This window comes from Methanolobus sp. WCC5 (assembly GCF_045690325.1).
Lineage (GTDB): Archaea > Halobacteriota > Methanosarcinia > Methanosarcinales > Methanosarcinaceae > Methanolobus.
This window is the reverse complement of record NZ_CP146981.1, coordinates 1,550,819-1,577,324: the sequence shown is the minus strand read 5'-3', so window position 1 is coordinate 1,577,324 and position 26,506 is coordinate 1,550,819. Positions and strand designations below refer to the sequence as shown.

Annotated in this window: 29 protein-coding genes; 12 read left to right on the top strand and 17 right to left on the bottom strand. The window is 43.8% G+C overall.

What is annotated here, in order from left to right; translation table 11 throughout:
- Window positions 1-9 precede the first annotated feature (9 nt).
- From V7O64_RS07520 to comE, 3 genes are read left to right on the top strand one after another with little or no spacing between them, the layout of a single operon-like run.
- Window positions 10-645: a (Fe-S)-binding protein gene (locus V7O64_RS07520; protein WP_407354815.1), complete on the top strand. Its 636-nt coding sequence runs from the start codon at window positions 10-12 to the stop codon at window positions 643-645.
- An 8-nt stretch (window positions 646-653) separates the two neighbouring features.
- Window positions 654-1,181 (top strand): sulfopyruvate decarboxylase subunit alpha, encoded by a 528-nt coding sequence (gene comD / locus V7O64_RS07515; RefSeq protein WP_407354814.1) that lies wholly within the window; start codon window positions 654-656, stop codon window positions 1,179-1,181.
- Window positions 1,178-1,741 (top strand): sulfopyruvate decarboxylase subunit beta, encoded by a 564-nt coding sequence (gene comE, locus V7O64_RS07510; protein WP_407354813.1) that lies wholly within the window; start codon window positions 1,178-1,180, stop codon window positions 1,739-1,741. The genes comD and comE overlap by 4 nt, the downstream gene beginning before the upstream one ends.
- Here comE and V7O64_RS07505 read toward each other — a convergent pair.
- From V7O64_RS07505 to mdh, 6 genes are all read right to left on the bottom strand, one after another.
- Window positions 1,710-2,993 carry a methanogenesis marker 16 metalloprotein gene (locus V7O64_RS07505; RefSeq protein WP_407354812.1) on the bottom strand — a complete coding sequence of 428 codons (1,284 nt, stop codon included), beginning with the start codon at window positions 2,991-2,993 and terminating at the stop codon, window positions 1,710-1,712. The genes comE and V7O64_RS07505 overlap by 32 nt on opposite strands.
- Window positions 2,994-3,062: 69 nt before the next feature.
- Complete coding sequence (locus tag V7O64_RS07500; protein WP_407354811.1) at window positions 3,063-4,196, bottom strand: hypothetical protein; 1,134 nt, start codon at window positions 4,194-4,196, stop codon at window positions 3,063-3,065.
- 95 nt (window positions 4,197-4,291) lie between these two features.
- Window positions 4,292-5,242 (bottom strand): tyrosine--tRNA ligase, encoded by a 951-nt coding sequence (locus V7O64_RS07495; protein WP_407354810.1) that lies wholly within the window; start codon window positions 5,240-5,242, stop codon window positions 4,292-4,294.
- Window positions 5,243-5,318: 76 nt separating this feature from the next.
- Entirely contained in the window at window positions 5,319-6,053 is a 735-nt protein-coding gene (locus V7O64_RS07490; RefSeq protein ID WP_407354809.1) for a tRNA(His) guanylyltransferase Thg1 family protein, read from the bottom strand.
- 3 nt (window positions 6,054-6,056) lie between these two features.
- Window positions 6,057-6,326: a PRC-barrel domain-containing protein gene (locus V7O64_RS07485; protein ID WP_407354808.1), complete on the bottom strand. Its 270-nt coding sequence runs from the start codon at window positions 6,324-6,326 to the stop codon at window positions 6,057-6,059.
- 91 nt (window positions 6,327-6,417) lie between these two features.
- Entirely contained in the window at window positions 6,418-7,338 is a 921-nt protein-coding gene (gene mdh, locus V7O64_RS07480) for a malate dehydrogenase (RefSeq protein ID WP_407354807.1), read from the bottom strand.
- A 178-nt stretch (window positions 7,339-7,516) separates the two neighbouring features.
- On the opposite strand from mdh, the gene V7O64_RS07475 reads away from it, so the two are divergent.
- The 4 genes from V7O64_RS07475 (at window position 7,517) to V7O64_RS07460 (ending at window position 11,777) form a co-directional block, all read left to right on the top strand.
- Window positions 7,517-8,272: a ribonuclease H-like domain-containing protein gene (locus V7O64_RS07475; RefSeq protein ID WP_407354806.1), complete on the top strand. Its 756-nt coding sequence runs from the start codon at window positions 7,517-7,519 to the stop codon at window positions 8,270-8,272.
- A 1-nt stretch (window position 8,273) separates the two neighbouring features.
- Entirely contained in the window at window positions 8,274-10,070 is a 1,797-nt protein-coding gene (uvrC, locus tag V7O64_RS07470) for an excinuclease ABC subunit UvrC (protein WP_407354805.1), read from the top strand.
- Between the two features lie 131 nt (window positions 10,071-10,201).
- Complete coding sequence (locus V7O64_RS07465; protein WP_407354804.1) at window positions 10,202-10,936, top strand: glucose-6-phosphate isomerase family protein; 735 nt, start codon at window positions 10,202-10,204, stop codon at window positions 10,934-10,936.
- A gap of 85 nt (window positions 10,937-11,021) precedes the next feature.
- Entirely contained in the window at window positions 11,022-11,777 is a 756-nt protein-coding gene (locus V7O64_RS07460) for a DUF128 domain-containing protein (protein WP_407354803.1), read from the top strand.
- A 5-nt stretch (window positions 11,778-11,782) separates the two neighbouring features.
- Here the strand turns inward: V7O64_RS07460 and V7O64_RS07455 are convergent, their stop codons facing one another.
- Together V7O64_RS07455 and V7O64_RS07450 are read right to left on the bottom strand one after the other, a co-directional pair.
- A complete protein-coding gene (locus V7O64_RS07455; RefSeq protein WP_407354802.1) occupies window positions 11,783-13,165 on the bottom strand; it encodes a DHHA1 domain-containing protein in 1,383 nt (460 codons plus the stop codon).
- Window positions 13,166-13,179: 14 nt separating this feature from the next.
- Window positions 13,180-13,677: a hypothetical protein gene (locus tag V7O64_RS07450; RefSeq protein ID WP_407354801.1), complete on the bottom strand. Its 498-nt coding sequence runs from the start codon at window positions 13,675-13,677 to the stop codon at window positions 13,180-13,182.
- A gap of 112 nt (window positions 13,678-13,789) precedes the next feature.
- Between V7O64_RS07450 and V7O64_RS07445 the strand changes: the two genes are divergently transcribed.
- Window positions 13,790-13,975, top strand: coding sequence for a hypothetical protein (locus V7O64_RS07445; protein ID WP_407354800.1), 186 nt, complete (start codon window positions 13,790-13,792; stop codon window positions 13,973-13,975).
- Between the two features lie 14 nt (window positions 13,976-13,989).
- A complete protein-coding gene (locus tag V7O64_RS07440) occupies window positions 13,990-14,409 on the top strand; it encodes a secondary thiamine-phosphate synthase enzyme YjbQ (protein WP_407354799.1) in 420 nt (139 codons plus the stop codon).
- A gap of 60 nt (window positions 14,410-14,469) precedes the next feature.
- Here V7O64_RS07440 and V7O64_RS07435 read toward each other — a convergent pair whose 3' ends face one another.
- Window positions 14,470-14,868: a DUF1699 family protein gene (locus V7O64_RS07435; protein WP_407354798.1), complete on the bottom strand. Its 399-nt coding sequence runs from the start codon at window positions 14,866-14,868 to the stop codon at window positions 14,470-14,472.
- A gap of 660 nt (window positions 14,869-15,528) precedes the next feature.
- Between V7O64_RS07435 and V7O64_RS07430 the strand changes: the two genes are divergently transcribed.
- Complete coding sequence (locus V7O64_RS07430) at window positions 15,529-16,227, top strand: hypothetical protein (RefSeq protein ID WP_407354797.1); 699 nt, start codon at window positions 15,529-15,531, stop codon at window positions 16,225-16,227.
- A gap of 228 nt (window positions 16,228-16,455) precedes the next feature.
- Complete coding sequence (locus V7O64_RS07425; protein WP_407354796.1) at window positions 16,456-17,703, top strand: IS110 family transposase; 1,248 nt, start codon at window positions 16,456-16,458, stop codon at window positions 17,701-17,703.
- Between the two features lie 133 nt (window positions 17,704-17,836).
- On the opposite strand, the gene V7O64_RS07420 is transcribed toward V7O64_RS07425, so the two are convergent.
- From V7O64_RS07420 to V7O64_RS07395, 6 genes are all read right to left on the bottom strand, one after another.
- Window positions 17,837-18,583, bottom strand: coding sequence for a MinD/ParA family protein (locus V7O64_RS07420; protein ID WP_407354795.1), 747 nt, complete (start codon window positions 18,581-18,583; stop codon window positions 17,837-17,839).
- A gap of 77 nt (window positions 18,584-18,660) precedes the next feature.
- Window positions 18,661-19,023: a winged helix-turn-helix domain-containing protein gene (locus V7O64_RS07415; RefSeq protein ID WP_407354794.1), complete on the bottom strand. Its 363-nt coding sequence runs from the start codon at window positions 19,021-19,023 to the stop codon at window positions 18,661-18,663.
- Window positions 19,024-19,111: 88 nt separating this feature from the next.
- Window positions 19,112-20,767: a tRNA uridine(34) 5-carboxymethylaminomethyl modification radical SAM/GNAT enzyme Elp3 gene (locus V7O64_RS07410; RefSeq protein WP_407354793.1), complete on the bottom strand. Its 1,656-nt coding sequence runs from the start codon at window positions 20,765-20,767 to the stop codon at window positions 19,112-19,114.
- A 59-nt stretch (window positions 20,768-20,826) separates the two neighbouring features.
- Window positions 20,827-21,855, bottom strand: a complete 1,029-nt coding sequence (locus V7O64_RS07405) for an AAA family ATPase (protein ID WP_407354792.1) — start codon at window positions 21,853-21,855, stop codon at window positions 20,827-20,829.
- Between the two features lie 17 nt (window positions 21,856-21,872).
- The gene (locus V7O64_RS07400) at window positions 21,873-23,567 is read right to left on the bottom strand and encodes a preprotein translocase subunit SecD (RefSeq protein ID WP_407354791.1); all 1,695 of its coding nucleotides are present in this window, start codon (window positions 23,565-23,567) and stop codon (window positions 21,873-21,875) included.
- Window positions 23,564-24,466 (bottom strand): protein translocase subunit SecF, encoded by a 903-nt coding sequence (locus V7O64_RS07395; protein WP_407354790.1) that lies wholly within the window; start codon window positions 24,464-24,466, stop codon window positions 23,564-23,566. Before V7O64_RS07395 ends, V7O64_RS07400 begins: the two co-directional genes overlap by 4 nt.
- Before the next feature lie 111 nt (window positions 24,467-24,577).
- Between V7O64_RS07395 and V7O64_RS07390 the strand changes: the two genes are divergently transcribed.
- Window positions 24,578-25,039: a deoxycytidylate deaminase gene (locus tag V7O64_RS07390; protein WP_407354789.1), complete on the top strand. Its 462-nt coding sequence runs from the start codon at window positions 24,578-24,580 to the stop codon at window positions 25,037-25,039.
- Here the strand turns inward: V7O64_RS07390 and V7O64_RS07385 are convergent.
- Window positions 25,025-25,783, bottom strand: a complete 759-nt coding sequence (locus V7O64_RS07385; protein ID WP_407354788.1) for a coenzyme F420-0:L-glutamate ligase — start codon at window positions 25,781-25,783, stop codon at window positions 25,025-25,027. The two genes, V7O64_RS07390 and V7O64_RS07385, sit on opposite strands and share 15 nt — an antisense overlap.
- 260 nt (window positions 25,784-26,043) lie before the next feature.
- Window positions 26,044-26,505 (bottom strand): Hsp20/alpha crystallin family protein, encoded by a 462-nt coding sequence (locus V7O64_RS07380; protein WP_407354787.1) that lies wholly within the window; start codon window positions 26,503-26,505, stop codon window positions 26,044-26,046.
- Window position 26,506 lies beyond the last annotated feature (1 nt).

Sequence of the window (26,506 nt, the reverse complement as noted above, 5' to 3'; positions counted from 1 at the left end):
GGATGTCCTGTGAATGAGATAGAAAGTCTGCTGCCTGGTTATAATTGTGGAAGCTGCGGTTATCGGCAATGCAGGGATTTTGCAGGTGTGCTGCAAAAAGCTTCTGATCTGGACAAGTGTCCTTTCCTTACACATGACAAGTTCAGGGTCAATGTAGAAAAGCTACTGTTACTTCTGGGTGAGGAATTAGCCAAAGATGAAAAGATAATAGGTATTATCGATGGTCTGGAGGCCGATCTTACACTGGCTCCACTGAAGGACGAATGCTCCTGCAGAGAGGATATCCACCCCTTTGACGGCTCTGTGGAAGTGAACATCGGTGACATACTCCGTTACAGACCGCTTGGATGTCCTGTTACCCACTTTGCCAGGGTCATTGACAAAATACCGGGAGGCATATACACTGTTCATATGGTGGGTCCGCTTCACAGGCTGGGACATGATGATTTCAGGTTCAAGGATGTTGGCCTGTGCATGATACTGGCATTTGACGGCAGGGTTGCCAGAGGCAGGATTCCCAAAGTAGGCCAGACTGTGAAATTCGTTCCGGAATATTGCATGATGCAAAAGGTACACTCCGGCATGGTCGTGGGTGTTGAAGGCAAAAACGTCCGCATCGAAGCAATTGATCTTAAGGTATGGTGAATGATATCATGGAAGGTTCTTCTAAAAAGCCTCTCAGTCCCACAGAGTATGTATTCAAAGGCATCAGGGCAGCAGGCATAGACTTCATTGTCAGTGTGCCCTGCGTCAATCTTGGGGAACTTATCTCCATGGTGGATGAGGCTGCGGACATCATCCATGTGCCTGTGACCAGGGAGGAGGAAGGTGTAGGAGTGTGTGCTGGTGCCTATATGGGTGGCAGAAGACCTGCAATGCTCATGCAGAACTCAGGGCTTGGCAATTCCATCAATGCCCTGGCATCCCTTGACATGCTCTATGGTATCCCGCTTTTGATGATCATGAGTCACAGGGGTATCGAAGGTGAACCGATTATAGCCCAGGTGCCCATGGGCAGGCTCACGCCAAAATTACTGGACACCATGGAGATACCTTATTTCATTGCGGGGAAAGGAACCGACCCTTCTGACATTATCGTAAAGGCATGGAATGTGAGCATGGACATGAAAAAACCCTCTGCTGTTTTGCTGCCCATACCCTTCTGGAGGCAACAGGCATGAAACGCATCGATGCAATAATCGAGATAGCTGCAAAGGCAAAGGAAAGCGATGCAATGCTGGTGGGCAACATAGGGATTCCCTGCAGGGAATTGCACAGTGTGTGCGACACGCCCGGTAATTTCTACATGCTGGGCTCCATGGGGCTTGCATCCTCCATAGGACTTGGACTTGCACTTACCAGGCCGGATAAAAAGGTAATAGCTATTGAAGGAGATGGCTCCGTACTGATGAATATGGGGTCCCTTGCCACAATCGCTTCACATGACCTCCATAACTACCTTCTTGTCATAGTGGATAACGGTTCGTACGGCTCCACCGGCAACCAGCCTACAGCCACATCAATGAATACCGACCTTGCAGCGATTGCAAAAGGTGCGGGTAACAGGCAGGTCAGCGTGGTTGATACGCCCGGGGATCTCAGAAAGATCCTCCAAACTATGGATAATGGCATTATAGTTGTAAAGGCTGAGCCTGGAAACAGTACAGCTCCTGTCATCACAATGGGTCCTGAAGAAATACTCAAAAGATTTATGGATATATCTTCCCGACCATCTCATTGATTCTGAATTTCCCTTCCAGGACCATTTTCTTCAATTCCTCTGCAAGCTCCTCAGCTCGCTTGCGGTCAGATTGCCTGAGTACGATTGGTACGTCATACCTGATGTCATCTCTTTTGAAGTGCAGGGTCCCGAGCTCTGCAATGAAAACCCCACCCGGACAGACAGTTGAGCAGAATCCGCAATTGAAGCACAGGTGCCTGTCAAGTATGATTTTCCCGTCCCTGCGATATATTGCTTCCATGGGGCAGTCTCTCACGGGTTTGCATATATCACATTCCAGGCATGCACCGGGGTGGAACCGGATCGCCCTGTCGGTGCCTTTCCAGGCATCGGCGTATGTGCTACTACCGATCATCAACCTTTTGTCCACATCGTTCACGACCATGGGGATCTCACTATCGGTCTTCAGGACTGCATCGAGAACTGACTGACATGTGATGGGAATGGCAATTGCCCAGGAAGCGATGCATTCCGGTCCTGCGGATGTCCGGAACCCACCCATGAGCGCAGGGTCCATGTCATGCATGTCTGCAACACCTGTGAGGTTGGGCTTTTCAGGGCTGCTGCGGGTGCCTGAACCTATAACAAAACCCTCTGCCCCGTTCATCAGCATACGTGTACCGATTCCTATGGTTTCCATTTCGGGGTCGTTCTGCAGCGGATTTATCTCCCCGCACCCCGAAAGTGTTGCATCTTTCATGTCAGGGTTGAACCGGATGTTATGGAATATGGTGTCCACTGGCTTATCTGAGCAATTTACAAAAGCAGCATAGTTCTTGAAAGCATGGCGGGTTGCGTAGAGCTTTGCATAGGGCATGTCTTTAAGCTTGATCTTGTCTTTAAAGGATACATCCTCATCGGTGACAACAGATACTTCTATGTCCTTCCCTTCGACCATTTCCCTGAAAAGATGTCCTGCTCCGTAGTTATGTTCCTTTGCAGAGTGCGCCGTTCCAAAAACCATCAGGTCAAGCACTCCGAGGCTTTCGTTAGGACATGGGCCCACATGTGCAGGTACTCCGTTAAGGAATACCTTTGATGCCCGCCTGAAGCACAAAGGCGGATTCAGGGGAAAAGAGAGGACTGCATATGTTCCGCTCATGATCCCTCTGGTTGCTGTTGTGACAACATCGACATCCTCTATGGCAGTTTTCTCTCCCTTGTCCACAAGTTCGGATATTTCCCGTGCGGTCATAACAACGGCATTACCACTATCCAGCTTCTTTATTATGTCATGCACAGAGCGCTTCATGATAATCCTCACCAGGCTTTTGGATTAAGAGGTGGCAAAAAAATCTCATAGGACGCAGCAGTTGCTGCGTTAGTCCACACCAAGTATGCTTGCCAGTTCAAGGCCTTCACTGCCAAGTTCTGCAAGCTGGTCAAAGGCTTCTTCCTTGGTGATATACTTCTCGGTACGGGTGCCGTCGGATGCTTCTATCTTAATTGTTATCTCGTTCTTGACATATCCCCTGTCAAGTGATTCCCTTACTATATCGCCATATTGTTCGGCGATCAGCTTCAGGCAGTCAAATACCTCGTTGTTGCGCACGGCATCCTTTCCATCAAGCAATATCTGTTTGAGTGTCTGGGATCTGATGAACAATTCCACATACTTCCTCACATCATCGACAAGACCTGCCACACTTTCCACTGTCACCGATCTTAGCAGTGTTTCATCAGCTGTGATATCAAGCTCCCCGTGATATATCTGGTAGGTTTCATTGTCGGAAACTATCCTGAACTTCTGCTCTCCCTTTTTGTTCTCAAAGCCCAGGTCAACGTGTTTGTCACCATCATAGTTCATGGAAGTGATTATGTAATCAGACACATCTATCATTTTGACCTTGTTCTCTTTGGAGAATATACCCGCTTTTGTCCACGTGGGAAGGAACAGTTCCCCATAAACTTCCCTGACAGTAAGTATTTCGTGAGCATACGTGAGGTCACATGTGTATTCCATCCCTGAAAAGGATGCTTTTAGCACACCTTTCAGAGCGCCATCTGACATGGAAACATAATATGCCTTGTTCGAGCCGTAGATTCCGGATCTGAATAGAGGATTCAGGTTGTTCAGAAGATCCATCTCTATCTTATAGATGCCACTTTCTGATTCCCTTTTGATCTGTTCGAGTTTCTGGTTAAGTTCCTTCAGCCCGCGATTGGTAGTTTCAATGCAGGCATCCATCACAGCATTGCGGCATTCGAGGATCTCCCTGTTCTCTGAACCTTTTGAGCGCTCGTCCACATATTGTTGTATGTCCTTGCCAAAACTGTCCATTTCCTCAATCCTTGCTTCAAGGGATGATATTTCCTCAGATTCCTCCTCGCTAAGTTCTATCGCGGAGTTTTCAAGAGGAAGGACCTTTTTTGCCATCTCTATGAAATTGTTAAGGTCCTGAATAAAATCCCTCTGTAAGGGCAATTCTGTAGAATCTTGAAATGTATATTTCATCCGAATCCCCATCCTGCTATTTTTCCATCCTTCAACTTTAATGGTATATTCTTGCGGACATCATATATAAATTGCCATTCAGCTGAAGTATGAGCTCAGAGCACGCTTCTGACAACTTCAAGTATCATGTTCATGTACTTTGCAGCACCACTCTTCAGGTCCATTGGATGGAGTTCACCTGATGCGAATGACTGTTCAAGTTGTGCATATCCTCTACACACAAGGTTCCCGCCAAATTTTTCCGGTCTCTCAAAAACGATTTCTTCATACCTGGGGCATATGTGGTATCTGAAGAGTTCCATCACTGGGTTATCTTTGATTTCTCCTGCAGGACAGAATGCTTTTTTCATCTTCTTCTTTATATCCTCCTCAGAGTCGTCAACGGATATGAAATTGTTATTTGAGGATGACATCTTCTCTCCGTCAAGCCCCAGGAGAATTGGTGTATGGATGCACAGGGGTGCTGCAAACCCAAGTGAAGGAAGGCCTTCCCTGGCAAGCATATGAATCTTGCGCTGATCGATACCGCCAACGGCTACGTCAACTCCAAGCATTGCAATATCTATCGCCTGCATAATGGGATAGACCATCTGGGATACCATGGGATCATCCATCTTGCGTCCAACTTCATCCATGCTCCTTGTTGCCCTGTTCAGGGTTGTGCTGCGGGTCAGTTTCAGCACATTGAGGATATATTCCTGACCTAGCTGGTAATCGGAACCATATACAAAGTTCGTTTCCTTCTCATCAAGTCCCAGTGCAATGAAACATCTTTTATTGTAGTCTGCTATCTGGCGAACCTCTTCAAGCGTTCCCTTTTTGTTAAGGTAGGCATGCACATCTGCAAGGAGGACCGTTATTTTAAAGCCTGCTTTCTGAAGGTCAAGTAACTTATTGACCGTAAGGACATGCCCCATATGGATCTTACCGCTTGGCTCATATCCTACATAGGCAGTGGGGTGTTCCTTTGTTTCCAGAAGTTTTTTCAATTCGTCCTCTGTTACTATTTCCTGCACATTTCTTTTTATAAGCTCAAGTCTGTCCATATGTTCACCTTATAAATGGTGGGTTGTATAAACACATTCACCTTTAAATGCTTTTTCTTGTGTATACTTACCGCTCTTAATGCTGTGGTGTCAGGGCTTTCCTGAGAAATATCTCTCCCTCTTTGGAACCGAACAGCGGGATATCCCTGTCTACAGTAACTTTTGTTCTGGTGCTCTTTGTGCTAATATTAAGGTGCGGATTGAAACCCTCTATCTCTGCTATTTCCTTGAGCACCATGATCCCACGCCGTTGCCATGCGGGTACTTTTGATATATTGATACCTCTGTCAAAAAGAAGTTCATGTATATCCGGGGATCTTTTGTTCTTTAGTTGCCTGGCAGCTTCCTTCTCTTCCATTCCCTCATTCAGGAGCGTATAATATGCGTACGAATTGATACAGTTGCGCCACGCTTCTGCCTGCCTCCACATCAGGTAATTAAAAACCTCTTCATCGTGCAGCGGTATGACCCTTGAATCAAAAGATACAGGCTCTTCAGGCTTTAATGCCATTGTAAAAGCACTGCTGATATAAGAGGGGATAATGGAATCGATCTTCTCTATCCTGCCATCGAAAGTGTCCTCTCTGAAAAGAAAACTTATCTCATCAGAGAAAGTATAAGCAAGAACAGGGCTCAATCCGCTTCTTTTAAAAAAGGATACTATGGAATCGACAATTGCGGATGTGAACCTTTCATCATAGGGCTTTTCAAACCCCATGCGTGATAGTGCATTTTTAAAATTGCGGCCATCTATACGCACTATTGCAGGTGGTATGCAACGCAGATCCGAATAGATCTCTCGCCTCTTCATGGATCAGTCTTCTTCTTTTTCTTTCTTGTGCTTCCTGAACTTGTTCACTACATTTCTTATAAGCACTATATCTCCTGAGGTTATGACCCATCTGTAAGGAATTATGATCCCTTTTGAGGTCACATCGAAAATATCCCTGTTGATGTCTGAAACAGCCAGGCCCCTTACAATCCTTTCGTCGACATCTAATACAAGGTCAGCAACCTTCCCTACATATGTACCAGTTTCAGTATAGATATTCAATCCAAAAAGTGAAGTTATGTCTGCACGCATGATATCCCTACCCTCTTTTATTTTACTTATATATGAATATTTGTATGTAAATCGATGAAGACCTTGTGCTATCTCATTTAAGGCCGTATTATTACCTGATTTTTGCTATACCTTCTCTTACAGCACTGGCAGACCTTTGCAGGGCTTCTGCTTCCCTGATGTTCAGTTCCAGTTCTATTATCTCTTCGACCCCCTTCCTTCCAAGTTTCACAGGCACTCCCAGGCATATATCATGCATTCCGTACTCTCCGTTAAGGAATACCGAAGCCGGGAATATCCTTTTTGTATCTTTGAGTATTGACTCTACCATAGCAGCAATTGCTGCTGATGGGGCGTAGAATGCACTGCCTTCCTTAAGGTGGCTTACTATATGCGCGCCTGCATTGATGGTCCGGCCCACGATCTTCTCAATTGTTTCCTCGTCCATCAGTTTGCTCAGTGCTATTCCTGATACAGTGGAGTACTCGGGGAGCGGGACCATGGCATCACCATGTCCTCCAAGGACCATTGCATTAACATCTCTAACGGAGCAGTTCATCTCCTTTGCAATAAAAGATGCAAAACGGCTGGAATCGAGCAATCCGCTCATTCCCATAACCCTGTTCCTGTCAAACTGCGTACACCTCAGGGCAGCGTAGGTGATGATGTCAAGTGGGTTTGTTACTGTCATGATTATAGAACCAGGTGCATATTTTTCTATATTGGCACAGACCTGCTGTGTTATTTTAATATTGGTAGCAAGCAGGTCATCCCTGCTCATCCCCGGTTTGCGTGCTATCCCTGCGGTGACAACTACAATATCCGAATCATTAATGTTGGCGTAATCATTGGTTCCGATCACATCCACATCGTAACCCATTATAGGTGCAGCCTGAACTATGTCCATTGCCTTACCCTGTGGCAGTCCCTCTACTATATCCACCATCACGATGTCTGCAATATTGAGCTCTGCAAGCCTCTGGACCGTGGTAGCACCAACATTTCCCGAACCGATAACAGCAACTTTAGTCATTGTATCTCCTGAAGACGGCGTTTAAAAAATGCTATATTGAATATTATTATTTTATGGTTGTAGGGATTGAATCCAACATATATATATCAAACCTTCTTTTATTTAGCATTTGCAGGTATATTCATAATTACAAAATCATTATAATATCATCGATCCTTATTCTGAAAGGGGATTTGTCATGCTCACAAGTACATACATACATATGCCACGGATTGGCGCAACTCTGGAAAAGAGAATATGGTCAAATGGTGTAAAAACATGGGAAGAGTTCATGGATAAAAAAGATGAGCTCCTTATACCCCCATCAAAAAAGAATATGATCGTAACAGGTATCAGGGAATCCGTTGAAAGGCTGGAATCCAGGGATTTTGATTTCTTTGCAAAGTCCCTCCCCCGGGCAGAACACTGGCGGGCCTTTGAGGAATTCTCTGGGAAAGTTGCCTATGTTGATATCGAAACTACGGGCCTGTCCCCCTGCAGTTCATCCATCACTGTAGTCGGTATCTACGATGGGAAGGATGCCAGAACCTATGTAAAAGGAATTGACCTTGATGAGATCGTCGATGTGTTTACTGATTATGAGTTCCTTGTTACCTTCAACGGGGCAAGGTTTGACCTGCCATTTATCAAGCACGAATTTCCGCAGATAGAGTTCAACCAGCTCCATGCTGACCTCATGTATCCTTTAAGACGTATATCCCTGACCGGTGGCCTTAAAAAGATAGAATGCGAGCTGGGTATATCAAGGGCTGAGGAAACCGTTGGTATCAGTGGTTTTGATGCAGTGCGTCTCTGGCATCAGTACGAGCGCGGAGACGATGATGCACTTGAACTGTTGCTGAAGTACAATCGAGAGGATATAGTGAACCTCAAGACAATAATCGACCTCACGCTTCCGCGTTTCATCGAAAATAAATTCTCTGAATGCATCTGATATGAAGTTTGACCTGAAGACTCTCCCGGGACTACCCGGTGTATACCTGATGAAAGATATCTCAGGGGATGTCATATATGTGGGCAAGGCCAAATCCCTGGACAAGCGGGTGCGCCAGTACTTCCAGTCAGGCAAAAACCTTTCTCCAAAGACTGTTACGCTTGTCAGGCACATCGATGATATTGAGTACATAATAACTGATTCGGAGATCGATGCCCTGGTGCTTGAGGCAAATCTTATCAAAAAATACAGGCCCCGTTACAATGTAAGGTTAAAGGATGATAAACGTTATCCATATGTCAAAATAACGATAAATGCCGAATTCCCCCGCATATTCCTTACCCGCCGCAGGCTCATGGATGGAGCGCTCTATTTTGGTCCTTATACTAACGTGAAGGCCATCCGTACCACTCTTGACATCGTTTCCCGGGTGTTCATGCTCCGTCAGTGTAAAAAGAAAATAGAGCCTGGAAGGACTCGCCCATGTCTGAATTATCACATCAGGCGTTGTATGGCTCCCTGTAAGGAAGGTCTTGACAGTAATGAATATCGCAGAAGGGTCATGGAGGCTGTACGCTTCCTTAAAGGTGATACTGCAGGTCTTTTAAAGGAGCTGGAAAGCAAGATGGATTCCCTGTCCCGTGTACAGGATTATGAGTCAGCGGCAGTGGTGAGGGATCAGATTATGGCGGTAAGATCCCTCTCGGAGCAACAGATTGCAAGTTCAGGTACTGATGACCGTGATGTACTGGCAGCGGTTGCAGATGAGAAGACAATCTACATTCAGGTCTTCTATGTGCGTCATGGCAGTATGGTAGGTAAGGCCGATTTCACTTTGCTTGGTGCCGAGGTATCTGAAAGTATAGAAGAATCCATGGCTCAGTTTGTAAAACAGTATTATCAGGATTCACCAATCCCTCCTGAGATCCTGGTGCAGTACGAGCTACCTGAAAAGGATCTTATTGTCAGCTGGCTTTCCCGGCGCTCAGACAGGGATGTAAAGGTGCATGTGCCTCTGAGGGGTGAAAAGAAAAAATTAATGGAGATGGCTGCAAGGAATGCGGAAATGTCCAGGAAAACGGCCCTTTTGAAACCTGTACCATCGGAATCGGCAATTTCCGCACTGGAGGAATTACAGCAGGTGCTATCCCTCAGATCTCTTCCCGTGCATATAGAAGGCTTTGACATCTCCAACATATCCGGGACCAATGCAGTTGGTTCCATGGTGTATTTTGAGAATGGAATACCTGCTAATAACAAATACAGGCAGCACAATATCAGAACTGTGAAGGGTATAGATGATTTTGCCATGATGTCTGAGGTTGTATACAGGAGGTATTCACGACTGCTTAAGGATAAGGGAGATATGCCTGATCTTATTCTCATTGACGGAGGGCCGGGACAGGTGAGTGCTGCAAAATCCTCTCTTGAGTCCCTTGGTCTTGACATACCACTTATTGGCCTTGCCAAGAGGTTTGAGCATATAATCACCACCAGAAAAGGTCCTGAAGAGGTAATCATTCTTCCTCATACATCTCCTGCACTAAAGCTGCTGATGCACATCCGCGATGAAGCCCACAGGTTTGCTGTAAGCTCACACAGGAGGAGGCGGTCTGCCAGCCTGACACACTCCGAACTTGACGCGATTCCCGGCGTCGGTCCTTCCAGGAAGCGTCTACTGCTTGAGACTTTCGGGTCGATTGAGAAGATAGGATCTGCTTCGTCTGAAGAACTGGCAGGCATTGATGGCATAAGCAAGGCACTTGCAAACAGGATACTTGAGCGTTTGAATCGGTAAATTCTTCTGTGAGGATATGCGCTGGCCAAATTAGATATTCTGCGGCAAAAATATATACTGTGGATAGCAATTATTGTTTTGTATACTTCATTTTGTTATGATTGGTATTACGATTGGTAAAGTGTGATCAAATGGGTAAAGAACTGGATTTTTACGGGAACATCCATCATCCTGATATAAGGATGCTTCATGATATGGATGAGGTTGTGTATGACAAGGATTGGCTGAGCTCACAGGATAACATTGAGCTTTACTATATGTATCGTGATCTCTCAAAAGACCAATCCGATCACAAAATAATAATAGATAACAGGCTAAGGTATGATATCACTATAATCCCTCCTGCAATGCTTGGTGATGAGTATGTAAAAACTGCAGGACACTATCATCCTCCTGTGCCGGGTCACCAGGTCTCATATGCCGAGCTCTACCAGGTACTTGAAGGTGAGGCCACCTATCTTCTCCAGAAGGCCGAAGGTGACAGGGTGGTTGATGTGATTGTATGTAAGGCAAAGGCAGGGGACCTTGTTCTGGTTCCGCCGGATTATGGCCATATAACCATAAATGCGTCTGACAGGACCCTGAAAATGGCTAACTGGGTGTGTCGCGATTTTTCCTCCCTTTATGAGCCTATCAGGAAGCTTTTCGGGGGTGCATATTATCTCCTTACCAGTGGCTTTGTAAAGAACCCTGACTATCCGCAGGTACCTGAGATAAGATATGTAAGGGCAACGGATTATCCGGAGGCAGGTCTTTTCTGCGGCAAGGATATGTACGGGATGGTAAATGATATAGGCAATCTCCGTTTCCTTACAAGTCCGCAGGATTATCCTGATATATTCAAAAAGATGATCCTTTCCAAGTGATCTCTTTTGCGATACGCTATGCGAAACTATAAATGTCTGGCAGTTACTAAACCTTAGAAGTTATAAAACGGATAGAGGTATGTCTTTGCAAAGGAATCATCGCATTCAGTTCACATCGTCGAAAATAGAGGATCTGATGTTCAGGACCACATTCAATCCCAGGACCATGGAGGGAGATGTGATCGTTAACCTGTCACTTATTGACAGGCAGGATTTCGATGATGTTTCCAGGATATTCAGTATGGCTATCAATAGCGGGCTTTCTGTCAGCCCTTTACTGAAGATCCTTCATGAAGGGGATACCATCGGTGACAGGAAGATCGCTGAAGGTGAGGTTGGATTTGCAACTGTATGCAGCATCACCATAGATGGCCTTCTTCTCAAGGCCGGTGTGATGGTAAAGCCCCGTTTTGGGGGACTTGTTGAGATACGGGACGGAGAACCGATACGTTTCACAAATGTGCTCACATATCAGAGCACCACGATAGATCCGCTGGAAGTCCTCATGTCACAGGAAATCACATCCGTCATGAGTATGTTGAAAACAGGTTCCGGCAAGATACTTGCAAATCTGCGTGAGGCGCCCATGGTTGCCAGGGATGTTATTGACAGCACTCTTTCTGATATGGTGGATGCCGGGATAAACGGTATCCTTGAAGTGGGTGAGCCCAATACAAGAATACTGGATGTGCCGGTTGAGCGTGACCATCTTGGCATCGTTGTTATAGGGGGTACGAACCCGATGGCCATAGTTCAGGAGCACGGCATTCCTATAAGGACCAATGCGATGTCAACACTTGTTAATATCAATGAGCTTTCCCATATCAATGATATCTTGTGAAACATTCATACTCCGGTAAGCTGTGCGGCAATAGTTGAATTGAGTTTCCTGATGAACTCTTCTTTTTTACCAAATGGGACTGTAGCACCGGCTGCAATATCATGGCCACCTCCTGCTCCTCCAAGTTCCCGGCACACAATGCTCAGGGCTTCTGCAAGGTTTAGTCCCCTGTTGATAAGTTCCTGGGTTCCCCTTGCCGATACCTTATGGCCGTCTTCCTTGTCTGCAAATGCAATTATGGGAAGCTTGCGATTGCCTGCAGAGAAGTGACTCATTCCTGCAACAATACCAACAATGGTTTCAGGTATCGCTTTTCCTGCATCGAAATACTGGACATGTGAAAGTTCTGTTATGCCATTTTCCTTTACAAAGTTCAATCCTTCCACAAGGTTCCTGCGATGGTTGTTCAACAGCTCACGGGCTTCTTCATAAGCTTTGTCACGATCCCCCATACATACTTGCATGCCGATTTCAGCTTTCATGTATCTGCCTGTAGCATTGAGGAGCGTGGAATACTCTGTGGCATCCCTCATCTCCGTACCTTCCTTCTCACCCTGGAGTATGTATCCTTCTGCCACCAGTCTTCCCATATTGTAGGATGACATGCCATTCTGCATACAATACTGCAGAAGGGATGATGTGATCTTCATCTTCTCCTGATCGCAAAGATCTATCCACCTTCTCCATCTTTCATCATTTGAGAACTGAAGTCCTGTCCCGGAAAGGAAATCTATGCATGCATCCTCATTACCTGTAAGTCCGGGGATGAAAGGATCAGAAGAGTATTGCAGCATCTTGTAGACGGGTCTTGTCTGCTTGCCGAAAAGTGAGATGTCGGTCTTTGCGCTTATCACATCAGGATTTGCTTCAAGTATCATCCTGTTAAGACTTACGAGTTTCCCATGCTTGCGATATTGCATGTCCCCCACACATCCTACGATAGCAAGGTCTGCAAGATCACGATTATTGCCAAGCTGGGTTGCAAGTATGAATGTTGTTCCTGAACCGCTTATCTCATATGATCCGTTTGCTCCGAAAAGATGGGGGTTGAGATGAAACCTGTTTTCTCCCTGGGGGCGGTGATGGTCGCAAACAATGGCATTCAATCCGTAATTCTTTACATGTTCCAGCTGCCCGCTTCCAAGGTCTGTGAAAATGACAAGATCAGGTGCATCATCTGCCAGTTCTTTTACGATATTCTCATCGAGTTGTTTTACAAACAACATCTCATAGCCGATGCCTGCTCTTTCCAGGGATTTGGCGATAATGGCGGCAGATGTTATCCCGTCTGCATCTATGTGGGATACCAGCTGTATTTCGTCGTATCTTTTGATTTCTTCGGCGCATTCCCTGGCATGTTCTGCCATCATGAACATGGTTTCCGTCATTTCTATGTTCCTCTTTATTCTATCAGCCTGAGCTTTTTCCAGCCTTGCGGATCTATCAGGTATTTATTGCTCTCTCTGTCTATTCCCGGATAACCCTGTATCTCTTCAATGGTTATTTTTGCTGTTCCTTCTTCTTTGTATCTGCGGCACAGCTCTGTCCAGGGGATCATGTATGCTTCCCTTAAGCGCCCTACTCCCATTTTTAATTCCACAGCAAGGAATCCTGTTCTTCCGGACCTTAGCAGGAAGTCTGATATTCTTTCTATCTGGTGGACACCATTCTTATCAGTTGTGAAATGCTGTGTGAAATAAAGTGCCTTTGCACCTTTATCCACAGATATGCTCTTGCATTCTATTCCCATGTAGTAGTCAGGGTCAAGCGAATCTACCAGCACATCCAGGAACTGGGGTGTGAACCTGTGCTGTTTTAGCCTGTAAGCTACTCCTTTGAGCTTTTTTTCCTCAAAGAATGCATTGAATGACTGGACCAGTACCCTTTCAAATTCTGTCATTGCATTATCACGTTTTTGGGATTATATTATTTTCAAGGTTGTATTTAATGTTGTTCCGGGATATTTTTACAAATCGTCAGATTGATGTATATGTTGGATCAATTAACACACAATGATGAATAAGAAAAACATGGAAATAATAGCTTCGACAGGTTCAGTGGTACTGCTAATCATACTCTTTGCGATCGCACACCATATAAGGGACTCATTTTCCCAGGAATATGGATTTATCGCCTCGCTCATAATATTCATAGTTGTTATCTCTGTCGTTGGCCTGAAGCTGAATGAAATGCAGTGAGGTCTTCCTTTCCAATGTCAGTTTTTACAGGAGATTTTACGCTTGGAACTTCCGGAAATACGGATGTTACCGATATAACCTCTCAGGTCTGCGGTCTGGTTTCCCTTTCAGGTATTACTAACGGCATTGTACTTGTATATGTGCCGGGCTCAACAGCAGCAATAACCACTATGGAGTATGAACCGGGACTTGTCCGTGATCTTAAAGCGGCACTTGAAAGATTTGCACCTGAGGATATCACCTATTTTCATAATGAAAGATGGCACGATGGCAACGGTCATTCTCACATAAGGGCTTCTTTCATTGGTCAAAGTGAATCCTTTCCCCTCATAAACAGGGAGCTACTGCTTGGTACCTGGCAACAGATAATATTGGTGGATCTTGATAACCGTCCACGCACAAGAAAAGTATTCGTTCAGATATATGGCCAATGATGTGTTGTCATGCATTCTTCCAATGGGAAAGTTTTCCGGCTTTAAGCCGGATATACTTGATTATCCCTGTTTGACGAGGAATTTGACAAAGTCCGGGCTGAGTCTTGTTTCCCTTATCATCTTGTCTTCTACTTCCTCATCTGAAAGTCCGTCCTGTTTGTACTGTGCAATACGGTCATAAACACTCTGTGAAACCTCTGAATATTCGTTTATATCCTTTCTGTGTCCCCACACGTCGCCTTCAAGGAGTTCGATTCCCTGCATCTCAAGATACATCTTTGCAGAGTTAGAGATAGTTCTCTTGTAGGAGCTGGGTATGTGAAGGGCTTTTACATTAGGGCACTTCATGATAAGTGAGAATATGTCCGTGTTTGATGGTCTGAATGCAAGGTGGATGATCTCTTCATTCTGGCCCAGGGTGTTAATCTCTTCTTTAGAACTTACAACTCTTATTTTCATGTTTTACCTTCCTTATGTTTCAATATTTCTGCCTAATTTTTATGAGTATACATTGAGATTCTTTTCTCTCTAAAAATTAGTGTATATACAAACTTTTATTTAAAGGTTGCTAATATAACATTATATTCATAGTATAAATTAGTTCAATGATATAATTCTAAATTTTCTTTCTACAGTTCTGGGTTTTGTTGAAACGGCATCAGTTATCTACTTTACTATCTGTCTGCATCTAATCAGTTTTATTTCTTAAACAAAATTTAATATTTCTTTATGTATACTACAAAATAAATAAGTCTATCTTTTTGTGATGTGCCTTTCTCATTTTGAGTTACCCGGGAAAAAAATTTGTTTTAGTAAAAACACTTACTTTCATGTGTATTTAATATTATGCTATAATTACAATCTTTAAAGGTAACATACTTAATGTATATACAATATCGATCTATATTTTCAGTTGTTCTGCTGAGAACTAAATATGTACGGAGTTTTTTTTGAAAATCGGTTTTGTTTGATTGTAAAAGTTTATATCAATGATTCTCCAATTTAAGAGAGATGTATCCAAAACTGTTGCCAAAACTAAGGGTAAAAAACGATGTAAAGGTGGTTTACATTATATTTGGCATCGTTTTGACATATTTTTCTAGTTATCTCCCTGATTTTATGAATGTTGTAGGCCTTGAGGGTACAAGAATAAGTTCAATTGTTTCTTTCGGAGCACTGAACGGTATGCTTTTTGGTCCTTTCTGGGGTTCCATTGTATCCGGAACAGGCCTGCTTCTTCATGAGATAATGACAGGGACCTATCTTTCAAAAAATACTTTCTCCCAGATATCCCCTTTGTTGATAGCACTTAGCTCAATAGTTGCAGGTCTGGTTGTTAACAGAGAACACAAGGCTGCAAAAACAATATTCTTTGGGCTGATAGTTATCTGGTACCTTCTCGATGTAGGAAGGGTAGCTCTTTACTACCCATGGTTTCATCTGCTGGTACTGAGTTGTTTTATCATACTTGAAAAGCCCATCCTAATAAAGACTGCCACTTCCAGGGTTTACGTATTCCTGGCCCTTTTTATGGCCGCTTTGATGGGTGTTCTTTCTGATCATATGGCAGGCAGTATTGCATATTATCTGATCTATGACCTTCCTGCAAATATGTACCAGTCAGTGGTTTTCATTTATCCGGTAGAAAGGACGATATTGGCGATGTTCCCGGCTTTTCTGGTCTATGTGCTTATCATTGTTTTCAAGGACATATTGCTTTCTTCAGGCAGTATTGAACAGGAAATAGAAGAAATAAGATCCAGGGATCTGGACGAATATCTTCATAACGATGTAATGAAGATAATAAAACGTACATGAAATTCTCCGAATAACATGCACAAACAAATGAAAGTACCGGTAAGATTCCTTTTTTTGATTATAGCTCCAATTATTCTATGGGCAGGATAGGTTGTCTTTTCTTGGGTTCTTTGAAGCCGTAAAAAAACTAACCAGTTGATTGCCATCGAAGGCTCAAATGTGACTTGGATCACGGATGCTAAATTGCCTTCGAGGCAATCACACTGCCCATTAAAAATGGGGTGATATATGTTGTCATTAGTAGTAAACAAAGCTTGTGGTTTAGACATCCACAAACGTTTTATGATTGCCACATTACTCTGCAGATCAGGTAAAAAGGAACAGAAACGGTTTGAACGGGATGAACAGGGTATATTGGACCTTAAATCCTGGGTATTAGAGGAAAAATGTGATGTTGTTGCATGCGAGTCAACAAGTGACTTTTGGGTCCCGATCTATGATTCATTGATAAGTCACACAACAGTCATTGTTGGAAATGCCCGTGATATGAAAGCATATACTCATAAGAAAACAGATAAGATCGACTCAGAGTTCATTGCACAACTTGCTTTAAACAAGATGATCAAACCATCGAGAGTTTTTCCCAAATCTCACAGAGAGTTCAGGTCATATGTCCGTCTTCGTCACCGTCTTGTGCAAAAAAGGACTGATATAAAAAATCAGGCACAAGCAATTCTTTCTTCGGAAATGTTCCACCTCAATGATGTACTCACTGATATTTTTGGGAAGAATGGAAGAACTATTTTAGCAGGGATATGTTCAGGTAAGAACTTTGACCATATAGTAGACAAGCTAAGTGCAAATGTTCGCAAGAAAAGTGAACAGATCAAAGAGGTTCTTGAACGTGAAATATCCCAAAGTGCTGCAATAAGACTTCGTATATGTTTGGACTTGGTCCAGGAATTTGATGTAAAAATTGCTGATCTGGAAACACACATATTCAATTATGCATACAAACATCATAAGCGTGAAATGGATATCTTGATGTCCTGTCCGGGCATTGGTGAGATAAGTGCAGCAACACTGATCGCAGAAATTGGTGATTTCCATGATTTTTCTTCAGGGGATAAACTTGCTTCCTGGCTAGGAATTGTACCAAAGGTCTACCAATCTGCAGACAAATACTACAATGGGAGAATCACCAAAAGAGGGTCAAAAATAGCAAGATGGATTCTGACACAGGTTGCTCAAGCAGCTTCCAGGAAGAAAACCAGTAAATTGAAGGAGTTTTTTAACCGGAAGAAGAAAACAATTGGTCATCAGAAGGCAATTATTGCTCTGGCGAGAAAAATTGTGACGATCATATGGCATCTTATAACAAAAGATGAAATGTATGAAGATGATACGGGATATCAAAAAGGGGAAGTTGTAAAAAGGAAGATTGTTGAGATTGCAGAAATATCGATAGATGAGAGAATATCAATCATCAGTGAGATATTCGCAACCGTAAACAAACACGCTCCAGGGGAAATATAACAAATTGTGGCCTTTGAAATTGGCATTCCAATTGTTGTGTTTGTTACAAACCCACAGAGGAATGTCAAAATCAAGGGTACTTTCATGCTAAAGAAGACGAATCAAAAGAAGATAAATGAACTCCTTTTTTTGTTCACTTCATGGCTTCTATCTTCTCTTTGATGGCAATTATAGTTCTTGAGAATAAATGCTCCGGGTCCGTATGAACAAGTATCTCGTTATTGCTCCGGGTGGCAACCTCACACATGCAGGGTATGGTTGCAAAGATTGGTGTACCATATCTGCTCTCTTTTATATTACTAACACAATTTCCATGCTGCATGTTGTCTATGATCGCACATTTTTTATCCAGGAGAGTGTAAACACCTTTTATAAGCTGTTCAGTGCAACTGGAACAGGCATTTGTGTCGTTATGCACTATGATGACCATGTCTGAAGCCGCAACAGCATTGATGGATTCATATTCAACACCAGGGCTTGTATCAAACAAGATGACGTCAATGTCACTTCCAATAAGCTCTTTTTTCCCGTTCATGAGTGCTTTAAGAGCGCTTGCCTGCCAGCTTCTGTCTTTACTGACAAGGTTTCTTATTTCCCCGATATCAGGATTTGCAAAGCTCAGGTATAGATGCCCGCTTGTATTCATGTCCTTTCCAATATCTGTCAGTGTGTCTTTTATACTGCATCTTCCTGACAAAAAATCGTTGATCCAGAAATGGGCCTGTGGTTTGAACATGGCACAAAGGGAAGGCCCTCTCAGGTCCATGTCTATCAGGCATGTATTTTTACCGGCAGATGCAAAAGCAACTGCCAGGTTTATGGCTATACTGGTTTTTCCTGTTCCACCTTTGGAGGAATGTATTGCTAATGTCAGGGTCATGTTCATTGTATGTTTTTATTTTAGATGTGGTCTATTCACTAATCCTCTGAAAGGACATATATCCATGCTATAATGTATTACTTTTTTCTTAAACTTTCGTTTATATGGAAATAAACCTTTCTTCCTTCTCTATACTTTGTAACATGTTCCATCCTGACAAGCTGGTTTAGGTAATTACTTTCCACGGCTCTTTCTTTATTTGTCATGTTTGCAATCTCGTCTGCAGTTGCAGGTCCGATCTCAAATAACGTTGTTGCAGTTGTCCTTAAATGGTCAGGAAGGGACAAAAGTGTCATGACATCAAGAGAATCTGCCATTATCTGAGTCTTTTTACTAATCTGATCGTCCCTTTGTTCCATCTTCGCAATGACACGATCAAGTTTGGCATTGATCTCTTTAAGATTATTTACTATTTCCTCAAACATTTCAGAATCTAACATTTCTTCTCCTTGTTTTATCATCCGGATTATCTAATGGTATGTAGTTTATCTGATCTCATTTATCCCGGGTAATAATACATTTTCTGATTCATTGTTTTTCTAGATTCTTTGTCATATATACTTTTTCCAGTTCATAACCAGCCTTTCTATAATATTGCCTGACTCCTATACCACTTATTATTGCAATCTTCCCATAACCTGAATCTGTAGCTAACTCCTCTGCATATGAAAGTAGTTCCCTTCCATAACCCCTGTGTTGCCAGTCATACTTTCCTGCATCTTTTCCAACGGCAACCGATGAACCGTATATGTGCAGTTCTCTTACAAGTGCTGCATTTTTCAGTTCATCCCGGTGAGGTCTGCAGGGCAACCTCAATCGAAGGAAACCTATCAGGATGTCCTTTTTAGTGTCCTCAAAAGAAATAAAATATTCCTTGCCTCCACAGCATTCGTAGGCTTCAACTGTAAGATGTATATTGTCAGTGTCAGGCTCATTTCCCCTGAGCATGTTATGTCCGACCTCACGGCACCTTATACAGCGGCATTTACCTCCATGTTGTTCGAGTTGCTCATTTGCAAGCTGGCGTATATTGCTCTTCCTGACTCCCGCAAGTATCTGGGGTGAGGGAATATCCCTCTGTATGCGCTGCAACCTTACCCATTTGGGTATAAAGGCCTTTATCCTTGACAGGAGTAATGTTGCTTCCTCATCCCCCATAGCTTTGTAGTTGCCCTTCTCCCACATTTGCTGAAGTTCGGTGCCTTCTGTAACAAGAGTAGGATATATCTTCAGGTAATCAGGCCTGAATCCCGGATTGTCAAACAGTCTTCTGAAATTCCTTATATCCATCTCCATGTCAGTTCCCGGAAGACCGGGCATCATGTGGAAACCTACTTTCAGAGCACTATCTCTCAGTACTCTGTTCGCTTCGATACTGTCTGCAACACTGTGCCCCCGTTTCATTCTCTCAAGAATGAAATCGTAAGTGCTCTGAACTCCTATCTCTACTTTTGTTGCTCCCAGCTCCAGCATCTTATCAATATGGGATGGTTTTGCCCAGTCAGGACGTGTTTCAAAGGTTATTCCTGTATTCCTTACCTCTGCGGTCTCATTTGCCTTCTGGACATCTTCTATCGTAAAATACGGGATTGTCTTTCCGATAGGATGGGCTTTCTCTCTCCAGGAATCTCCATAAAAATCATTCATGGCTTCAAGGCAGCGTTTTGTGTACCATTCCTGGTAGTCTACAGATCTTGCTGAAAATGTCCCCCCCATGATGATAAGTTCTGCTTTTTTGACTTCATGACCTATCTGTTTTAACTGGGTCAGCCGGTTGGTAACTATCCTGTAGGGGTCATATGAGAATTGTATTGCCCTCATAGTGGAAGGTTCCCTGCCCATATAGCTCTGGGGTGACCTGAATTCAGAAGACGGGCCGCCGGGACATGGAACACATATTCCATGAGGGCAGGGGGCAGGTGATGTCATTGCCGCTATGACCGCAACTCCTGATATAGTGCGTACAGGCTTGCGCTGGAGTATGGCACGGACCATCTCCTGTTCCCTGTCGTTGCCGGACATAATGATATCTGCATTTTTAGGCAGGCTTGTAAGGTGAAAAGCTTTTGCAACCCTCTTCTTAGCTTCATTCAGTTGCTTTTCATCAGTTATCCGCCCATCAAGGACCATGTCCAGTATTTCCCTGCTGGCAGTTTCAAATTTTATTTTCTCATCGTCGCTCATCCGAACCATCGACATAGTAAAACTTAATTCGATATAGTAAAACTTAATAAAAGTGGTGTCTATTTGCAGAACACTGCAGCAAGTGATTCCAGCTGTATTCTTTCATTTGCACTTTCCGTAAGGTAGAAATCCGTATCGGCAATTCTGGTAGTCCACATGGCAACAGTGTCTTCAGGCTCATTTGAACTGGTCGCAACCTTGTGCAACTGAAGAAGGATCTCCCTTCCCGATAACCCCTCTTCAAGTATCAGGTTGTCAATGAATTTTCTGGCTTCTAGCAGATCCTTTGAGATTATAGCTTCGAACAGCTTTATTATATTCTCTGATTGCTCCCTAAGTGTTGCTTCGTATATCTGTTGAGCCCCAATGTCTTCATTTCCTGTCTGTATGGATGCTATCTGGAGTGTATTGACAGCCCTGGCAATATTCCCTTTTGAATGGTATATAAGTGCGTCAATACCGTCATTGTTTATCCTGATCGCTTCAGCTTCAACTATTCCCAAAATGAACTTTGCAAGCTTATCGTCAGAGACATGGGTAAAGAATAACTGCAATCCTCTTGACCTAAGTGGATTTATCAGTTTTGAGGGCTGGCTTGTCGAGAGAATAAAACGGCAGGTTGCGGTGTATTTTTCCATAATTCTCCTGAGGGCATGCTGTGAATCCGGGTTAAGGGACTCTGCGTTATCGATGAAAATTATTTTAAAATCAGAATCAACAGGCGCCATTCCTGCGTATTCGTTTATTATCTCTTTAAAGATGGATATGACACTTTTATCGATCTTTTTTGGATCATCGGTCCCTATTATGCGTGTGAAACGTTTGTCACGTACAAGGTAGTTCTTACCCTGCTCAAAGAAATCCGATGCATTGAAGTAAGCCAGGTTCCTCTCATAGTCATCTCCGTATATTTCCCGGGCAAGTGCAAAGGCAGTGCTTGATTTTCCTGTGTTTTCCGGTCCATGGAATACAAGGTGTGGCAGGTTGTTGGACCTGGAAAGTTTTTCCACCATGTCCACCGATTGTTCATTGCCTACAATATCTTCCAGGCTCTTTGGCCGGTATTTTACAGTCCACAGGTCCTTCAAACACTCACCTCTTCTTCTTAATCTGTGTCATTGGGGTTCGTTTCAAGAACTTCAGGTATTACTCTGGCATATGCCGGTCTAGCAATGAATATGCCTATCAGGACGCCCACTATGGTGGTAATTGCAAATCCTTTGAGTGCACCGAATCCCATGAAGACCAGAGGTGACATTGCAAGAATGGTAGTTGCAGCAGCTGCAAATATTATGGAGAATGCCTTTGTTATCCTGGAAAGATATACTTTCTTTGGAGGTAGCTTCCCTTCATAAAGTACCTCATCAGTGATGATGACCAGATGGTCAATACCTGTTCCTATGACTGCTATTATGCCTGCAATGCTTGCAAGGTCCAGTTGCCACCCGGTTGCTGCTGCAAAACCAAGTATCATGATGACTTCACTGACAGAAGTGGCTACCATTGGTATTAGTATGCCTTTTTTGTTGTATTTTCTATATATCACGAATGCAACACCAAAAAGTGCCAAAAACCCTGCAAGAACTGCCTGCTCCTTGAACTGTTTTCCAAGTGTGGCATCGACCTGCCCTGATCCTACAAGTTCCACATTTACCGGCAAAGCACCGGCACGCAGATGTATCTGCAGCTGTTCGGCCCTTGCCCTGCTATCCTCTTCAGGGCCTGTGGATGCCTGCCATGAATATATCGGTACATCCTCAAGGCGGGCTGCTGCTGAATGACTAAGTGGTGCACTGTAAACTTCCCTGTCATCAAGATACATTATCAGATTATGTGACAAAGGATCCCGGGTTGCACCGGTCTCAATGGCAGCTTTCTGAAGTGCAAGGGCACCGGCATCTGTAAGGGTGAAAGGCACATACCACTGCCCGTCATTGTCATTGTATCCGACAATACTTACAGCCTGGATCTCATCCCCGTAAAGCACATGTCTGGATTCATTTCCCTGTGTAGCTATCCGTATCTCGAATTTTCCCGGCCTTTCTGCGATGTTCTTGGCAGTTGCAAGGTCCATTCCTGCAAAATCAATGATAATGTAGTCGTCACCCACAGTTCTTACGGGTATATCCTTAAGTCCCAGAGAATTGAGCTTTTCACTAAGTATGTCCTTTGTCAGGTCTCTTGTCTCTACTGTAACGCCTTCTCTGTAGATGGCATCTCCTCTGAGATCGGTTACAATTGAGCCCCCAACAACTGTCATAAGTCTCTCAAGCTCTTCCTGGGAAACAGCGGTCCTGATCTCATATTCCATGCCATCGGAAACAAGTACCGGTATGACTTCGGCTTTTAGTGAATCTGAAAGGTATGTGCTTATGAGGGTTACTTTTGATGTATGGAGCGTCACTTCTGTTATATTGTTACTCCGGGAAACGGTTGACTGGCCAATACCAAGTTGCTCCATCTGGTTATTCGTCAGTATCGAACCCGAGGTGAATATGACTTTCGTTCCGTCATCGATTTCATCGACCGATCTGATCTCAATGTTCTCTCCAAGGTTGATACTTACTATTTCCCTGACCAGAAGGCCACTATCGGCATCAAGTTGCGCAACAGCGCCCTGGAGTTTCACCTGAAGCCAGGATCCGCCCTGAAGGTCAAGGCCATAGTTCAGTTTGCTCGTGAAACCTTCGTCTGAAGAGTACCATGGCTGTATGAAGAATAAGGAGGCAATTATTGCCAGTGCGAACAGGATTATTCTGTAATCCCTGTAAATGCTCTGTTCCTGTTCCTCGTCTCTCATGCTTTACGCCTCCTTGGGCCATTTTTAGTCACATGCCATCTTAATATGGATGTGTTAAGCATCCAGGTATTCATCAGATCAGCTACCAGTCCGAAGATCAGTACAATGGATATGTTTGAAAGGAGGTTTATCTGTGAGAGTGATGAACTGAGCAGGTAGGAATAAGTGGATACCAGGTACATTACTATAAGCGCGGCAAGTGTTGTAGTTGTCATGGTCACACCCGTATGCATGGCACTGGTGATGCTCTCCTGGGGAGTTCCTCTTCTTTTGAGAACCCGCGTGTTAAGCAATATATCACTGTCAACCGAATAACCGATGATCATTAGCAGGGCTGCTACGGTTCCCAGGGATAGTTCTATTCCTGCCACATTCATAAAAGCCGCTGCTATTATTATGTCTGAGAATGCCGATACTACTACTGCTATTGATGGCACGAATGTCTTGAAGATCAAAAAAATCAGGATAGCCATGCCGATGAATGATATTATTACTGCGTTTACAGCCTGTTTCTGGAGGCTTATCCCGTATACAGGTCCTATCTGGTTTATTTCCACGCTGGTGTAGGAGCTCACTACATTGCTTACAAGATCATGCTGCATTTCGTCACTCATGGGTCCGAATTGCATTATAACCCGGGATCCGGTCTGTCTGATATCGCTTATTGGATAATCGGCAAATCTCTCCTCAAGAGATTGTACACTTTCCTCAGTCGCAACGGAAATCATTGTTCCGCCTTTAAATTCCATGCCAAGCTTGACAGGTGCACCTGTACTTGCGAAAGTGAATGCCAGTATCAATAATGCAATCACGAATATCGCAAGTGGTATTGCTGCAAGCTGACGATCGTTGTGCGTTCTAACAAAAGAATCCAAACGTTCAGTCAAACCGACTACCATGTTTCTATACTCCGGAATACTAGGTTCTCAATTTCATGTCCAAATGTGGAATTGATTGAATACACTCTTACACTATAACTTATATATACCACTTACTGCTTCTCTTAAGCAATGACTGACAGACCAAGTATAGATGAATATTTCCTTGAGATAGCAAGCGTGGTGTCCAAACGTTCCACATGCCTGCGGAACAGGGTTGGTGCTGTTATCGCAAGGGATAAACGTATACTTTCCACAGGATACAATGGTGCACCCAGGAATATGGAACACTGTCTTGATATCGGCTGTATAAGGCAGCAGAATAATATTGCCTCGGGCACACACCATGAGAAATGCCGTGCTGTCCACGCGGAGCAGAACGCTATCATACAGGCCGCCCTTCACGGAGTGAGCACAGATGGTGCCACGCTCTACTGTACACATCAGCCATGCATACTCTGTGCCAAGATGATCATCAATTCCAATATCAGAAGAGTGGTCTACATCCAGCCTTATCCTGACACCGATGCACTGGATTTCTTCTCGGACTCAGGTGTGGAGGTAGTCAACATCCAGGTATCAGATCTTATTTAAAGAACGGAGTCCTTTTTTGATCACATCCTCCCTGTCGCTGCGATACATCTCTTTTACTGAACCATCCTGTGACCTGAGTTCCAGTCCCCTGATGATAACTACCGGACATCCTCCGTCACCTTCGCCCATGAGCAGGTTTGCAGCCCCTGCAATCTCATCGGCTACTGCTTCCTCTGTAATTGCCAGGGTGTTGCCAAAGAGGTCCTTTTGACCTTTCCAGTTCTTTATGGGATGTATACTGTAAACACCGATGGCAATTCCTGTCTGCCCTATCTTAAAGGCCCTTCCGTTGGTATCTGTGACTATAACGCTAATTTTTTTTCCTGTAACTTTCTCAATGCTCTCCCCGATCATCTGTGCACTCAGGTCCGGGTCAGGCGGCAGGTATGCCAGGTATCCTTTGTCAACATTGGATTCATCTATTCCCGCTTTTATGCAAACATGTCCGTTGTTTGTTTCTACGAGAAATATCGGGAATTCCACCAGTACCTCATGGCTGCGGTCCAGGACAGCCTGCACGAACCTTGCATCAAGACCATGCATGCCTGCAATTCTTTTAGCTTCTTCTCCTGCATTGATATCCTCCAGCCTGAAAGTTCTGCCCTCTGCTTTTGAAACGATGGTAGATGCCACGACTATGATGTCATTGTCCTCTATTTTTGTCCTTTCACAGATCATAGATGCGATGTCATCTCCTTTTTTTATAAGAGGTATGTTATCCACAGTAAATGCATTAAGTTTCAATCAGTTTCCTCCGGAAATAATGACGTTAGATTCCTTTCTATTTCAAAAATGTTGTGAATGGTATCAATCATCGTTATGACCAACATCAGAAAAGGTAATTATAGTATATGCACATAATATTTCCTGCGGCGATGATGACAGTTACCCCGACTGAGCAAAGGATGATGATATTTTTTACTGATGCCGCAAAACAAGGGTAAGGAAAATAAAAGAAAATAGAAAAAAAGAGTGTCTTCCGAATGGACGTTTGTTCTTAAACCTCACTCTATCATTATCCTCCGCTTTTCCTCGATCTCTGCTTTTGGCAATGTGATGGTCAGCACTCCATCTTCAAGTTTTGCACTTGCATCTTCTTCCTTCACAGCTGCAGGCAGATTGAATGCACGTGCAAACCTGTTGTAGCTGCGCTCACGCATAAGATACCCTTCCTTTTCTTCCTCGGACTCCTTATGTGTGTTGGCACTTATCCATACCATGTTTTCTTTGATGTCGATGTTGACATCTTTTTTTTCAACACCTGGCAGATCAGTGGTGACAATTATATTGTTGTCTTTCTCTTTGATGTCCACAAGAGGTGAAAACGTGTCAATGTCCAGCATTTCTGATCTTTTCCCCTCTTCTGCAAACAAACGGTTCAGACGTTCCTGCATGCGTTTCATCTCATCAAACGGGTCCCATCCGGAAACCCTGGTGGGACTCCAGGGTGTTAGTCCAAATTTCATT

Bases quoted from the DNA above. Each gene is read 5' to 3' on its own strand.
- comD (WP_407354814.1), top strand. From the start codon at position 654: ATGGAAGGTTCTTCTAAAAAGCCTCTCAGTCCCACAGAGTATGTATTC.
- comE (WP_407354813.1), top strand. From the start codon at position 1,178: ATGAAACGCATCGATGCAATAATCGAGATAGCTGCAAAGGCAAAGGAA.
- V7O64_RS07505 (WP_407354812.1), bottom strand. From the start codon at position 2,993: ATGAAGCGCTCTGTGCATGACATAATAAAGAAGCTGGATAGTGGTAAT.
- V7O64_RS07500 (WP_407354811.1), bottom strand. From the start codon at position 4,196: ATGAAATATACATTTCAAGATTCTACAGAATTGCCCTTACAGAGGGAT.
- V7O64_RS07495 (WP_407354810.1), bottom strand. From the start codon at position 5,242: ATGGACAGACTTGAGCTTATAAAAAGAAATGTGCAGGAAATAGTAACA.
- V7O64_RS07490 (WP_407354809.1), bottom strand. From the start codon at position 6,053: ATGAAGAGGCGAGAGATCTATTCGGATCTGCGTTGCATACCACCTGCA.
- V7O64_RS07485 (WP_407354808.1), bottom strand. From the start codon at position 6,326: ATGCGTGCAGACATAACTTCACTTTTTGGATTGAATATCTATACTGAA.
- mdh (WP_407354807.1), bottom strand. From the start codon at position 7,338: ATGACTAAAGTTGCTGTTATCGGTTCGGGAAATGTTGGTGCTACCACG.
- V7O64_RS07475 (WP_407354806.1), top strand. From the start codon at position 7,517: ATGCTCACAAGTACATACATACATATGCCACGGATTGGCGCAACTCTG.
- uvrC (WP_407354805.1), top strand. From the start codon at position 8,274: ATGAAGTTTGACCTGAAGACTCTCCCGGGACTACCCGGTGTATACCTG.
- V7O64_RS07465 (WP_407354804.1), top strand. From the start codon at position 10,202: ATGGGTAAAGAACTGGATTTTTACGGGAACATCCATCATCCTGATATA.
- V7O64_RS07455 (WP_407354802.1), bottom strand. From the start codon at position 13,165: ATGACGGAAACCATGTTCATGATGGCAGAACATGCCAGGGAATGCGCC.
- V7O64_RS07450 (WP_407354801.1), bottom strand. From the start codon at position 13,677: ATGACAGAATTTGAAAGGGTACTGGTCCAGTCATTCAATGCATTCTTT.
- V7O64_RS07445 (WP_407354800.1), top strand. From the start codon at position 13,790: ATGATGAATAAGAAAAACATGGAAATAATAGCTTCGACAGGTTCAGTG.
- V7O64_RS07440 (WP_407354799.1), top strand. From the start codon at position 13,990: ATGTCAGTTTTTACAGGAGATTTTACGCTTGGAACTTCCGGAAATACG.
- V7O64_RS07435 (WP_407354798.1), bottom strand. From the start codon at position 14,868: ATGAAAATAAGAGTTGTAAGTTCTAAAGAAGAGATTAACACCCTGGGC.
- V7O64_RS07430 (WP_407354797.1), top strand. From the start codon at position 15,529: ATGAATGTTGTAGGCCTTGAGGGTACAAGAATAAGTTCAATTGTTTCT.
- V7O64_RS07425 (WP_407354796.1), top strand. From the start codon at position 16,456: ATGTTGTCATTAGTAGTAAACAAAGCTTGTGGTTTAGACATCCACAAA.
- V7O64_RS07420 (WP_407354795.1), bottom strand. From the start codon at position 18,583: ATGACCCTGACATTAGCAATACATTCCTCCAAAGGTGGAACAGGAAAA.
- V7O64_RS07415 (WP_407354794.1), bottom strand. From the start codon at position 19,023: ATGTTAGATTCTGAAATGTTTGAGGAAATAGTAAATAATCTTAAAGAG.
- V7O64_RS07410 (WP_407354793.1), bottom strand. From the start codon at position 20,767: ATGAGCGACGATGAGAAAATAAAATTTGAAACTGCCAGCAGGGAAATA.
- V7O64_RS07400 (WP_407354791.1), bottom strand. From the start codon at position 23,567: ATGAGAGACGAGGAACAGGAACAGAGCATTTACAGGGATTACAGAATA.
- V7O64_RS07395 (WP_407354790.1), bottom strand. From the start codon at position 24,466: ATGGTAGTCGGTTTGACTGAACGTTTGGATTCTTTTGTTAGAACGCAC.
- V7O64_RS07390 (WP_407354789.1), top strand. From the start codon at position 24,578: ATGACTGACAGACCAAGTATAGATGAATATTTCCTTGAGATAGCAAGC.
- V7O64_RS07380 (WP_407354787.1), bottom strand. From the start codon at position 26,505: ATGAAATTTGGACTAACACCCTGGAGTCCCACCAGGGTTTCCGGATGG.